Origin of the sequence: Salinarimonas chemoclinalis, assembly GCF_041514305.1 — a bacterium.
GTDB lineage: Bacteria > Pseudomonadota > Alphaproteobacteria > Rhizobiales > Beijerinckiaceae > Salinarimonas > Salinarimonas chemoclinalis.
On record NZ_JBGMWH010000001.1, the window covers coordinates 705,409 to 717,758 of the forward strand.

Consider the following 12,350-nt stretch of genomic DNA (forward strand, 5'->3'; position numbering starts at 1 on the left):
GTACGGCGGAGCGCGCGCCCGCGCAAGGCCGGACGATCCCCCGCCCGCCCGCGACGCCTCAGCGCGGCGCGCCGAGCGGCCCTCGCTCCGTCAGCAGCATGCCCGTGTAGCGCCGCTCCAGGTGGCGGGCGCGCCAGGAGAGGAGCGCCTCGGCCATGCGCAGGCGGATTCCGGCGCAGGCGGGGTCGTCGGCGCGGTCGATGGTCTCGTGCGGGTCCCCCGCGAGGTCGAACAGGAGCGGCGGCAGGCCGGCGAAGTGGACGTACTTCCAGTCCCGCTCCCGGCGCACGGCGAGCGAGCAGGCGTCGCGGTCGAGGCCCATCGGAGGCTCGGGCTCCTCGAGCGTGCGGAAGTCGTATTCCCAATGCACGGCGTCGCGCCATCCCTCGGGCGTCTCGCCCGCGAGGAAGGGGGTGAGCGCCCGCCCGTCGGCGCCGGGCAGCGCTTCGCCCAGGGCCTCGGCGATCGTCGGCATCACGTCGACGGCTTCGGTGAAGGCCTCGACGCGGCGGCCGTGCCCGGCGGGCCGGCGCGGGTCGCGCACGACGAGCGGCACGTGGAAGGCCGCATCGAAGAAGCCGAACTTGCCGAAGGCGTGGTGGTCGCCCAGCATCTCGCCGTGGTCGGCGGTGAAGACGATCAGCGTGCGCTCGTAGCGCCCGCGCCGCTTCAGGTCGGCGACGATCCGCCCGATCGCGGCGTCGACCTCCGCGACGAGGCCCCAGTAGGTCGCGCGCAGCACGCGGCGCTCGCGCTCGCCCCAGTCCGAGATCGGACCGCGCGCGCCGGCGACGAGGCTGCCCTTGCCGATGCGCGGCAGGTGCCACGCGAGGAAGGGGTGCAGCGCCGCCTCCGCCTGCGCGCTCTCGCGCCCGACGAAGGGCCCGCCTTCCGCCGGATCGTGCATCGAGGCATAGGGCTCGGGCGCGATCAGCGGCGGATGCGGACGCAGGAAGCTCACGTGGGCGAAGTACGGCGCCTCGCGTGGGATCTCGTCGAGCCAGCGCAGGTAGGCGTCCGCGACGAAGGCGGTCTCGGCCTCATCGGCCGCATAGACCGTCGGCGCGCCGGTCGGCGGGTCGGTGCGCCCGTCGCGGGGCAGGTGGACCGTGCGGATGTCGGCCGCCTGGGCGTAGCCCTTGGCGATGAGCGCCGCGCGCCAGGCGCCGGCGTCCTCCGGCATCGCGAGGCGCGGGAAGAAGCCGGGGAGGACGCCCTCGTAGCTGTGCAGCCGCGGGTCGGCGGGGGCGAGGCCCGCCGGGTCCTCCGCCTGGTCGGTGTAGCCGAACAGGGTGGGGCGGTAGCCATGGCGCAGCGCCAGCCTGGCGATCGTGTCGTGATGCGCCGCGAGCGGCGCGCCGTTGGCCACGACGCGGTTGCGCATCTGGTAGAGGCCCGTGTAGAGCGCCGCGCGCGCCGGCCCGCAGGGCGCGGCCTGCCCCCAATGTGCGAGGAACGCCGTCCCCTCCGCCGCGAGCGCGTCGAGGTGCGGCGTGCGCACGTGCGGATGGCCGGCATGGCCGAGGCAGTCGCCGCGCAGCTGGTCTGCGGTGATCAGGAGGACGTCGAGATCGGGCGCGGCGGAGGAGGAGGGGGCGAGCGTCATGCGGGGTTCCTGAGGCGCGACCGTGACGGACCGATGACGCGGGCTCAGGTCCCTCGGCCGTAGAGCCGCCCCTTCTCCGTCACGGCGATGGTGACGATCGCGACGAGACCCAGCAAGAGCCACGCGGCGAACAGCGGCACGACGGTCCCGTCGAAGGCGCGGCCCACCGCGCCGCCGATGATCGCCGCGAGCAGCGTCGTCACCGAGCCGAACACCGAGGAGGCCGTCCCCGCCATGTGCCCCATCGGCTCCATGGCGAGCGCGTTGAAGTTGGCGAAGATCAGCCCCACCAGCAGCATCGCGCCCGCGAGCAGCACGAGGAGCGGCCAGAGGGTCAGCAGGTCCGCGAGCGCGAGCGCGAGCGCGGTCGCCGCGATCAGCGCGAACAGCGTCACGCCGGCGTGCGAGAGCCGCCGCGCGCCCATGCGGCCCACGAGCCGCGCGTTGACGAGCGAGGAGACCGCCATGCCGCCCGCCATCACCGCGAAGGCGACGGGGAAGAGCGGCCCGAGCCCGTAGAGGTCGGCGAGGATCTGCTCGGCGCTGACGATGAAGCTGAACATCGCCCCGAACATCGTCCCCGCCGCGATGGCGTAGCCCAGCGTCTGGCGCGTGGTGAAGACCTCGCGGAACGCGGCCGCCAGCGCGCGCGGGCCGATGCCGCGGCGCCGCTCCGGCGCGAGCGTCTCGGGCAGGCGCAGGCCCGTCCACAGCATCATCGCGACGCCGTAGACGGCGAGCAGCACGAAGATCGCCCGCCAGGGCGCGACGAGCAGGATCGCCTGGCCGATGGAGGGCGCCACCACGGGAACCGCCATGAAGATCGTCATGGCGAGCGAGAGCACGCTCGCCATCCGCCGCCCGCCGTAGCAGTCGCGCACGATCGAGGCGGTGACGACCCGCGGTGCCGCCGAGGCGAGGCCCTGGACGACGCGTCCCACGATCAGCGCCGCGAAGGTCGGCGCGAAGGCGCACAGGATCGCCGCCGCGACGTAGAACACGAGCCCCGCGAGCAGCACCGGCCGGCGGCCGAAGCGATCGGACACCGAGCCCACCAGCAGCTGCCCCACCCCGAAGCCGGCGAGGTAGGCCGGCAGGATCGCCTGGCGCTCGTTCGGGTCGGCGACGGCGAGCGCCGCGCCGATGTCCTGGATCGCCGGCAACATGATGTCGATCGCGAGCGCGTTGAGCGCCATCAGCGCGGCCACCATCGCGACGAACTCGCGGAACGTCATCGGCGCGTGGCGGTGGGACTCGTCGACGGGCGGCGCGGGGGCGGCGGCGCGCGCGTCGAGGGGGCGCGGGTCGTTCATCGGGAGATCCTCGGGGTCCGCGTTGTGCGCCCGATCCCACGCCGGGGCAACCGGCGGGCACGCATGGCAGCCATCCCGCGCAAAGCCACGAGGATCAGGGGACGAAGAGCTCGACGACGAGCATGATCACGATGAAGAACACGAGCGCCTTCACCACCGCGACGACCCGCTCGCCCAGCGAGCGGCGCAGCCCCGTCGGCAGACCCCTGGGCGCCTTCGGCGTCAGGTCGATGACGAAGCGCCGCGCGAAGGCGAAGCGCCCGGTGCGCTCGGGGACGTCGTGGGCGGGCTGGAACAGCGCGACGTCGCGGTGGCGCAGCGGCACGACGAGGATCATGCCCGCCGCGAAGCCGCCGACGTGCGCCCACCACGCGACCATCGAGGCGGTATCGCCCGACAGCGCCATGGCGAGGTTGAGCGCGATGAGGAAGCCCACGAAGATCCCCGCCGGCAGCGCCACGGGGACGCGGTAGCCGACGAGCACGAAGATCTTCGCGCTCGGGTGCAGGAGGAGGTAGGCCCCCATCACCCCCGACACCGCGCCGCTGGCGCCGACCACGGGCAGGTCCGGGTTGCCGGTCAGGGCCGCCTCCGCGAGCCCGCCCGCCGCACCGGCGAGGAGGAAGAAGAGCGCGTAGCGCCAGTGGCCGAGCGCGTCCTCGACGTTGTCGCCGAACACCCACAGCGTGATCATGTTGCCCGCGAGGTGCAGGAACCCCGCGTGCAGGAACGTGTAGGTGACGAGCGTCGCCCACCCCGGCACGCCCGTCGCACCCGGCGCCGCCACCCCGACGCCGCCGGCATCGCCGACGAGCTGCGCCGGCAGCAGCGCGTACTCGATCGCGGTCTCCGGGACGAGGAAGAAGGCGACGACGCAGATCGCGATCAGCGCATGGTTCACATGGGCGCCGCGGATGTGCCGCAGCGGATTGTCGTCGCCGATGGCGAGCATGGGGGAGGAGCTCCGGAGGGCGGGCGTGACGCTGCGGAGCTTGGCGGACGACGCGGCGGAAGGGAAGGGGGGCGGCGATCGGCGGACGCGTCGCCGCGGGACCCCGCCCCTGATCCGCTTCGCGGATCGTCCCCGCCCCGAGGGGGCGGGAGCGTCTCCGCCCCGCCACGCCCGTCTCGTCAGCCCAGCGCCTGCGCGAGGTCGGCGATCAGGTCCTCCGGATCCTCGATCCCGATCGACAGGCGCACCACGTCCGGGCCGGCGCCGGCGGCGATGCGCTCGGCGTCGGTGAGCTGGCGGTGGGTCGTCGAGGCCGGGTGGATGATCAGCGAGCGGGTGTCGCCGATGTTGGCGAGGTGCGAGAACAGCTCGAGCTTCGAGACCAGCGCCACGCCCGCGTCGAAGCCGCCCTTCAGGCCGAAGGTGAAGACCGCGCCCGCGCCCTTGGGGCAATAGCGCTCGGCGAGCGCGTTGTAGGGGTTGCCCGGCAGTCCCGGGTAGGACACCCACTCCACGGCCGGGTGCTCGGAGAGGAAGCGCGCCACGACGAGCGCGTTGTCGCAATGGCGCTGCATGCGCAGCGGCAGCGTCTCGATGCCCTGCAGGATCATGAATGCGTTGAAGGGGGAGAGCGCCGGGCCGAGGTCGCGCAGGCCGAGCACGCGCGTCGCGATCGCGAAGGCGAAGTTGCCGAAGGTCTCGCCGAGCACCATGCCGCCGTATTCCGGGCGCGGCTTGGAGAGCATCGGGTAGCGCTCGTCGCCCGCCCAGTCGAACGTGCCGCCGTCGACGAGCACGCCGGCGATGGAGGTGCCGTGACCGCCCAGGAACTTCGTCGCGGAGTGGATGACGATGTCCGCCCCGTGCTCGATCGGCCGGCACAGGTACGGCGAGGCCATGGTGTTGTCGACGATGAGCGGCAGCCTGTGGCGCTTGGCGATGGCCGAGATGCCGGCGATGTCGACGATCACGCCGCCGGGATTGGCGATCGATTCGATGAAGATCGCCTTGGTGCGCTCGTTGATCGCCGCCTCGAAGGTGGAGAGATCCTCCGTGTCGGCCCAGCGCACCGTCCAGCCGAAGTTCTTGTAGGAATGGTTGAACTGGTTGATCGAGCCGCCGTAGAGCTTCTTGGCCGCCACGAACTCGTCGCCCGGCTGCATCAGCGCGTGCATGGTCAGGAACTCGGCCGCATGGCCCGAGGCCACGGCGAGAGCCGCGGTGCCGCCCTCGAGCGCGGCGACGCGCTCCTCGAGCACGGCGCAGGTCGGGTTGCCGATGCGCGAGTAGATGTTGCCGAAGGCCTGCAGGCCGAAGAGCGAGGCGGCGTGGTCGACGTCGTCGAAGACGAACGACGTCGTCTGGTAGATCGGCGTCGCACGCGCCCCGGTCGTCGGGTCCGGCGTCGCGCCGGCGTGGATGGCGAGCGTGCTGAACCCTGGGGTGCGTTCGGTCATGGGCGCGTCCTCTGTAGGCGTCTTGACGAAAGAACGATCGTTCTTTTAAGAGAACGCGACCGGGCCGTCAACGGCCCGTCCGCTGTCGCAAATCGTGCGGCGAGGCGTTGTGCACCCGAGGCTCCGTGGAGTCGGGACCGCGCGCGAGGACATATTCGGTTTGCCGAACGCGAGCGTCTCGGACGACCGTGGCCGTCCCGGCGCGACCTTCCTTGAATGCGGCCGGGAAAGGGTGCAATACCGTCGCGCCGCTCACCGGCCGGCCCGCGGGCCGGCGCCGAGGAGGGATCGGGTCGATGAGGGAACCGTTGCGGGTCGGTATCGCGGGGCTGGGCACCGTGGGCGCGAGCGTCGCGCGGCTCATGGCGCGCAACGCCGAGGGCCTCGCCTTGCGGGCGGGGCGGCCGATGATTCTCGGCGCGGTCTGCGCCCGGGACCGGTCGCGCGACCGCGGCGTCGATCTCTCCCGCGCCACCTGGCACGCGGATCCGCTGGCGCTGGCGCGCGACCCGAACGTCGACTGCGTCGTCGAGCTGATCGGCGGCGACGAGGGACCGGCGCGCGCCCTCGTCGAGGCGGCGCTCGGGGCCGGCAAGCACGTCGTCACCGCCAACAAGGCGCTGCTCGCCAAGCACGGGATGGCGCTCGCGCGCCTCGCCGAGGAGCGCGGCGTCGCGCTCGCCTTCGAGGCCTCGGCCGCCGGCGGCGTGCCGGTGGTCAAGGCCCTGCGCGAGGCGCTCGCCGGCAATCGCGTCTCGCGCGTGTCGGGCATCCTCAACGGAACCTGCAACTACATCCTCTCGCGCATGGAGGCCGAGGGGCTCTCCTTCGCCGCGTGTCTCGCCGACGCCCAGCGCCTCGGCTACGCGGAGGCCGACCCGACCTTCGACGTCGAGGGTTTCGACACGGCCCACAAGCTGGCGATCCTCACGGCGCTCGCCTTCGGCGTCGCGCTCGACCCGGACGCGATCTACGTCGAGGGCATCTCCAAGATCACGCCGCTCGACCTGCGCATGGCGGCCGAGCTCGGCTACCGCATCAAGCTGCTCGGCGTCGCCGAGCGCACGCCGACCGGGATCGAGCAGCGCGTCCATCCCACCATGGTGCCGCGCACCTCCTCGCTGGCGCAGGTGATGGGCGTCACGAACGCCGTCACCATCGACGCCGACGCGGTGGGCGAGCTCAGCCTCATCGGCCCCGGCGCCGGTGGCGACGCCACGGCGTCCGCAGTGATCGCGGACATCTGCGACGTCGCCGCCGACGTCGTGCGCCCGGCCTTCGGCATCCCGGCGGACCGCCTCGCCGCGCCGGAGCGCGCGCCGATGCAGCGCCACGAGGGCGGCTACTACATCCGCCTGTCGGTCTTCGACCGGCCGGGATCGGCGGCGGGGATCGCGACGCGCATGGCCCAGGCCGACATCTCGCTCGAGAGCATCATCCAGCACCGCGCCCGTACCGCCGACGTCGACCCGACGGGGCGCTCGGGCGCGCCGGTGCCGGTGGTGCTCATCACCTACGCCACCACCGAGGCCGCGATCCGCGAGGCGCTCGCGCGCATCGACGCGGACGGCCACGTGGCCGAGCCGCCGCAGGTGATCCGGATCGAGCGCGAGTGAGCGCCGTTGTCGTCATGGCCGGGCGCCCGACGCGCGCCACGTGGCCGTAAAGGAGGTCCGGTACATGAAGCCGCCGTCACACATCGTCCCGAACGTGTTCATCGAGCGCATCCTGACGCTGGAGCTCGTGCGCGTCACCGAGCGTGCCGCCGTCTCCGCGGCGCGCCTGCGCGGGCGCGGCGACGAGAAGGCCGCGGACCAGGCGGCGGTGGACGCCATGCGCCGCGAGCTCAACCGTCTCGGCATCGACGGCACCGTCGTCATCGGCGAGGGCGAGCGCGACAAGGCGCCGATGCTGTTCATCGGAGAGCGCGTGGGCAACGGCAAGGGCCCGAAGGTCGACATCGCGGTCGACCCGCTCGAGGGTACGACGCTGTGCGCCAAGGACATGCCGGGCTCGATCGCCGTGATGGCGATGGCGGAGGGTGGCACGCTGCTCGCCGCGCCCGACGTCTACATGCAGAAGATCGCGGTGGGGCCGGGCTATCCCACGGGCGTCGTCGACCTCGACGCGTCGGCGACCGACAACATCCACGCGCTCGCCAAGGCCAAGGGCGTCGCGCCTTCCGAGATCACCACGCTGATCCTCGACCGGCCGCGCCACCACGACCTGATCGCCGAGGTGCGCGCCACCGGGGCCGCCGTGCGGCTGATTTCCGACGGCGACATCGCCGGCGTGATCTACACGACCGACCCGGCGAAGACCGGCATCGACCTCTATCTCGGCATCGGCGCGGCGCCCGAGGGCGTGATCGCGGCCGGCGCGCTGCGCTGCATCGGCGGCCAGATGCAGGGGCGCCTCATCCTCGACACCGAGGAGAAGCGCGAGCGCGCCCTCGGTATGGGCGTGAAGGATCCCAACAAGAAGTACGACGTGACCGAGCTCGCCTCCGGCGACGTCATCGTCGCCGCCACCGGCGTGACCGACTCGGCGCTGACCATGGGCGTGAAGTTCGGCCCGGACGTGATCGAGACCGAGACGGTGGTGTACCGCTCCGCCACCGGGACCGTGCGCAAGATCTCCGCCGAGCACCGGGAATGGGCCAAGTTCCATCTGGATTGAGGGTGTGCGACCGTGACGCCTCCTCCGCCGATCGGATCTCGCAGGAGTGGCGTTGCAGTGACTGCTCGAGGGCTGCGGCATCCTCGTCCTTCCCCGTAGGGGAAGGTGTCACCGGCGGAGCCGGTGACGGATGGGGCGCGGCGCGCGAGCGGCGCGTTCCGCGAAGCGGAAGCCGACGTGTCAGCGGCCACCGTCGCATTTCGGCTTCGCCGAACGCGCGTCCCGCGCGCCCCATCCGTCTCGGCTGCGCGGAGACACCTTGCCCTAGGGGAAGGAGGACGGGTGCATCGGCACACGGGGGCGCCGCAGCCTGTTGACGCCCCGCACCGCCGGGGCTTAAGCCTCGGCGCCCGTTCCCACAGCTTGGAAGCCGCCCACGATGATCGACCCGGACGCGCTGCGCTCCGCCAACGCCTGGCCCTTCGAGGAGGCGCGCAAGCTCGTCGCGCGCCTGGAGCGTACGGGCAAGAAAGAGGTCGTCTTCGAGACGGGCTACGGCCCGTCGGGCCTGCCGCACATCGGCACGTTCGGCGAGGTGGCGCGCACGACCATGGTGCGCAACGCCTTCCGCGCGCTCACGAACGACGCGATCCCGACGCGCCTCGTCGCCTTCTCGGACGACATGGACGGCCTGCGCAAGGTGCCGGACAACCTGCCCAACCCCGAGCTCCTGCGCGGCGCGCTCGGCCTGCCGCTGACGAAGGTGCCCGACCCGTTCGGAACCCACGAGAGCTTCGGCCACCACAACAACGCGCGCCTGCGCGCCTTCCTCGACGCGTTCGGCTTCGACTACACTTTCCTGTCCTCGACGGAGTGCTACCGCTCGGGGCGCTTCGACGACACGCTGCGGCTCGTGCTGGAGCGCTACGAGGCGGTGCTCGCCATCATGCTGCCGACGCTGGGCGAGGAGCGGCGGGCGACCTACTCGCCCTTCCTGCCGATCCACCCGAAGACCGGCGTGGTGATGCAGGTGCCGACGCAGGAGCGCGACCTCGCCGCCGGCACCATCGTCTGGAGCGATCCCGACACGGGCGAGCGCTTCGAGACGCCGGTGACGGGCGGCCACGCCAAGCTGCAGTGGAAGCCCGACTGGGCGATGCGCTGGGTGGCGCTCGGCGTCGACTACGAGATGGCCGGCAAGGACCTGATCGATTCCGTCAAGGTCTCGGGCGCGATCGCCCGCGCGCTCGGCGCCGACCCGCCGGAGGGCTTCAACTACGAGCTCTTCCTCGACCAGAACGGCCAGAAGATCTCCAAGTCCAAGGGCAACGGGCTGACCATCGACGAGTGGCTGACCTACGGCACGCCCGAGAGCCTGTCGCTCTACATGTACAACCGCCCGCGCGAGGCGAAGCGGCTGTTCTTCGACGTCATCCCCAAGCACGTCGACGAGTATCTCGGATTTCTCGAGCGCTACCAGCGCCAGGACGACAAGAACCGGCTCGGCAACCCCGTCTGGCACATCCACGGCGGCGCGCCGCCGGAGCCCGAGACGGTGCAGAGCGAGGGCGGCAACGCGGCGGCGGCGCAGATCACCTTCGGCATGCTGCTCAACCTCGTCGCGGTGGCGAACGCGGAGGAGCCGGGGCTGCTCTGGGCCTTCATCCGCCGCTACGCGCCGACCGCCTCGCCGCGGACGCACCCGCGGCTCGACGCGCTCGTCGGCCTCGCGGTGCGCTACTACCGCGACTTCGTGCGCCCGGCCAAGACCTACCGCGCCCCGACGCCCGAGGAGCGCGCCGCGCTCGAGGACCTCGACCGGGCGCTCGCGCCGATGGCGGGCTCGACGGACGCCGCCGCGCTCCAGGACGTGGTCTACGAGGTCGGCCGCACGCATTTCCCCGACACGTCCGGCAAGTCGAAGAGCCCGGACGGGCGCCCGGGCGTCTCGCAGACCTGGTTCGCCACCCTCTACCAGGTGCTGCTGGGCGAGGAGCGCGGGCCGCGCTTCGGGTCGTTCGTGGCGCTCTACGGGGTGGCCGAGACGCGGGCGCTGATCGAGAAGGCGCTCTCGGGTGCGCTGGAGCGCGAACACGCGGCGTTCCTCGACGGCCGGCGAGGCTGATCGCCGCGCGCGTCACCAGAAATCCGGCATTCGCGCTGGCGGCGGCATCGGTGCGCGGCTCGCGTCGGTGAGCCCGACGTCGCGGGCGAGGCGCTGGGGCATCTCCGCGAGGGTCGCGCGGTCTCGTGCCCGCCGCCGCGCGGCTCCCATCAGCGCGGCGAGCCGCGCGAGCAGGCGCACCGGGCTCAGCGCGCGAATGCGCGCACGCACGGGGCCGCCGTCCCCGGTGCCCGCCGTTCTGTAAGCTGCATCCGTTTTCGCGATCATGGTCCAGGCTCCGGCTTCCGGTGATGCCGAGCCCGATCGATGCCGCTATGCTGGGCCGGTTGCGAGTCAGCGTTTCTCGCACGCCGTAAGCAGGGCTTTCAGATGAACTGGTCCGACCTGCCGCCCCTGTCGATGCTGCGCGCTTTCGAGGCGGCGGCCCGCCACCGCGGCTTTTCGGCCGCAGGCCGCGAGCTCAACGTGACCCATTCCGCGATCGCCCAGCAGGTGCGTGGGCTGGAGGAGCGTCTCGGCGTGGCGCTGATGCGGCGCGAGGGCAGGGGGCTCGCGCTCACGCCCGACGGCGCGCGCCTCGCGGGCACGCTGCGCGAGGCGCTCGACCTGATGCGCGAGGGCGTCGGCGCGCTCGTCGCCGGCGCGGCGGAGCGGCCGGTGCAGGTGACGACGACGACCGGCTTCGCGGCGGGCTTCCTCGCGCCCCGCCTCGGCGCGTTTCGCTACGAGCACCCCGAGATCGAGCTGATGATCAACCCGAGCGCGAAGACCATCGACCTCGCCCGCTCGGATTTCGACCTCGCGGTGCGCTACGGCGACGGCGGCTGGGAGGGCGTCGAGTCCGAGCCGCTGCTGGAGTCGGCCAAGGTCGTCGTCGCCGCGCCCGCGCTCATCGAGGCCGGCGCGGTCCGCGAGCCGCGGGATCTGCTGCGCTACCCTTGGATCCAGGAGCTGGGGCTCGGCGAATGGCAGGCCTGGCTCGCGGCGCAGGGCATCGCCATCGGCCAGAAGCGCGACATCCACCACCTGCCCGGCCACATGGCCATCGCCGCCCTGCGCGACGGGCAGGGCATCGGCCTCACGGCGCGCATGCTGGTGGAGGCGGATCTCGCCGCGGGGCGGCTCGTCGTGCTGTTCGACGACGTCTCGGTGACGCGCGAGGCCGGCTACTGGCTGGTGCGCCGCCCGGGCCGCCTGCGCCCGAGCGCCGCCGCCTTCGCGGACTGGCTGCGGCGGGAGGCGCATGCGCAGGCGGCGAAGACCAGCGGGGAGCGGAACACGGGCGGGGGGCAGTCGTAGGCCTGCGCCCGGACGCAGGCCCGATACCACGCGCCGCGGATCACTCCTCCTCCTCGTCCTCCGGCCCCTTCAGGTTCTTGAGCTTGGCGAAGACCGTGTCGGCCTCCGCGCGCTCCTCCACCTCGCGGCGGCGCTGGGCGCCGTAGCCGCCGTACTCCTCCTCCTCCGGGGGCTGGTAGCCCGGATCGGTGGAGACGTCCGCCGGCAGCAGCGTCTGGCCGCCCTCGCCGACGGGCGCGGGCGGGCGATCCTTGGCGGCGCGCTGGACCTCGAGATCGAGGTCGATCTGCGAGCACAGGCCCAGCGTGACCGGGTCGAGCGGCGAGAGCGAGGCGGAGTTCCAGTGGGTGCGCTCGCGGATCTGCTGGATCGTCGTCTTGGTGGTCCCGACGAGGCGCATGATCTGCGCGTCCTTCAGCTCCGGATGGTTGCGCAGGAGCCAGAGGATGGCATTGGGCCGGTCCTGGCGACGCGAGACCGGCGTGTAGCGCGGGCCGCGCTTGGCCTTGATCTCGGGCAGGCGCACCTTCGGCGGCGCGATCTTGAGCCGGTATTCCGGGTGCTTCTGCGCCTTCTCGATCTCCTCGTGCGTCAGCTGGCCGCTCGTGATCGGGTTGGCGCCCTTGATGCCCGCCGCCACCTCGCCGTCGGCGATGCCCTTCACCTCGAGCGGGTGGAGCTTGCAGAAGTCGGCGATCTGATCGAACGTCAGCGACGTGTTCTCGACGAGCCAGACGGCAGTCGCCTTCGGCATCAAGGGAACGGCAGCGGACACGGGACTTCCTCCTGGAAACGAGCGCGGGACCGCGGATCTCCCGCGATGCGCCGGCGCGCGGCAAACCTTCTCCGTGCTCCGACCCGGCCTGCGGCCGGAGCGACGACGTACCCGATTGTGAGGGGACGGGGAGAATATAGGCGCTTCGCGCGCGGGGCGCAACGAGGATGGCGGGTGCGGACGCGGGCGCGGATCTCGGCGGCG

General features: G+C 72.5%; 10 protein-coding genes. 4 read left to right on the forward strand and 6 right to left on the reverse strand.

Annotation, left to right across the window (positions count from 1 at the left end):
* Nucleotides 1–58 precede the first annotated feature (58 nt).
* The 4 genes from AB9M23_RS03210 to AB9M23_RS03225 form a co-directional block, all read right to left on the reverse strand.
* Nucleotides 59–1,606 (reverse strand): alkaline phosphatase family protein, encoded by a 1,548-nt coding sequence (locus AB9M23_RS03210; protein ID WP_372422408.1) that lies wholly within the window; start codon nt 1,604–1,606, stop codon nt 59–61.
* Between the two features lie 44 nt (nt 1,607–1,650).
* Nucleotides 1,651–2,919: a multidrug effflux MFS transporter gene (locus tag AB9M23_RS03215; protein WP_372422409.1), complete on the reverse strand. Its 1,269-nt coding sequence runs from the start codon at nt 2,917–2,919 to the stop codon at nt 1,651–1,653.
* A gap of 94 nt (nt 2,920–3,013) precedes the next feature.
* Nucleotides 3,014–3,871, reverse strand: a complete 858-nt coding sequence (locus AB9M23_RS03220; RefSeq protein WP_372422411.1) for a rhomboid family intramembrane serine protease — start codon at nt 3,869–3,871, stop codon at nt 3,014–3,016.
* Nucleotides 3,872–4,050: 179 nt separating this feature from the next.
* Nucleotides 4,051–5,328 carry an O-acetylhomoserine aminocarboxypropyltransferase gene (locus tag AB9M23_RS03225; RefSeq protein ID WP_372422413.1) on the reverse strand — a complete coding sequence of 426 codons (1,278 nt, stop codon included), beginning with the start codon at nt 5,326–5,328 and terminating at the stop codon, nt 4,051–4,053.
* A gap of 296 nt (nt 5,329–5,624) precedes the next feature.
* Here AB9M23_RS03225 and AB9M23_RS03230 point away from each other — a divergent pair, with 296 nt between their 5' ends.
* From AB9M23_RS03230 to AB9M23_RS03240, 3 genes are all read left to right on the forward strand, one after another.
* On the forward strand, nt 5,625–6,944 hold the full coding sequence (locus AB9M23_RS03230) for a homoserine dehydrogenase (protein WP_372422416.1): 1,320 nt from the start codon (nt 5,625–5,627) through the stop codon (nt 6,942–6,944).
* 64 nt (nt 6,945–7,008) lie between these two features.
* Nucleotides 7,009–8,007, forward strand: a complete 999-nt coding sequence (gene glpX, locus AB9M23_RS03235; RefSeq protein WP_372422417.1) for a class II fructose-bisphosphatase — start codon at nt 7,009–7,011, stop codon at nt 8,005–8,007.
* 379 nt (nt 8,008–8,386) lie between these two features.
* A complete protein-coding gene (locus tag AB9M23_RS03240; RefSeq protein WP_372422419.1) occupies nt 8,387–10,072 on the forward strand; it encodes a lysine--tRNA ligase in 1,686 nt (561 codons plus the stop codon).
* A gap of 12 nt (nt 10,073–10,084) precedes the next feature.
* Here AB9M23_RS03240 and AB9M23_RS03245 read toward each other — a convergent pair whose 3' ends face one another.
* Entirely contained in the window at nt 10,085–10,282 is a 198-nt protein-coding gene (locus AB9M23_RS03245) for a hypothetical protein (RefSeq protein ID WP_372422420.1), read from the reverse strand.
* A gap of 159 nt (nt 10,283–10,441) precedes the next feature.
* On the opposite strand from AB9M23_RS03245, the gene AB9M23_RS03250 reads away from it, so the two are divergent.
* The gene (locus AB9M23_RS03250) at nt 10,442–11,371 is read left to right on the forward strand and encodes a LysR substrate-binding domain-containing protein (protein ID WP_372422422.1); all 930 of its coding nucleotides are present in this window, start codon (nt 10,442–10,444) and stop codon (nt 11,369–11,371) included.
* Between the two features lie 40 nt (nt 11,372–11,411).
* Here AB9M23_RS03250 and AB9M23_RS03255 read toward each other — a convergent pair whose 3' ends face one another.
* The gene (locus AB9M23_RS03255) at nt 11,412–12,125 is read right to left on the reverse strand and encodes a DUF1013 domain-containing protein (RefSeq protein ID WP_372422623.1); all 714 of its coding nucleotides are present in this window, start codon (nt 12,123–12,125) and stop codon (nt 11,412–11,414) included.
* Nucleotides 12,126–12,350: the final 225 nt, after the last annotated feature.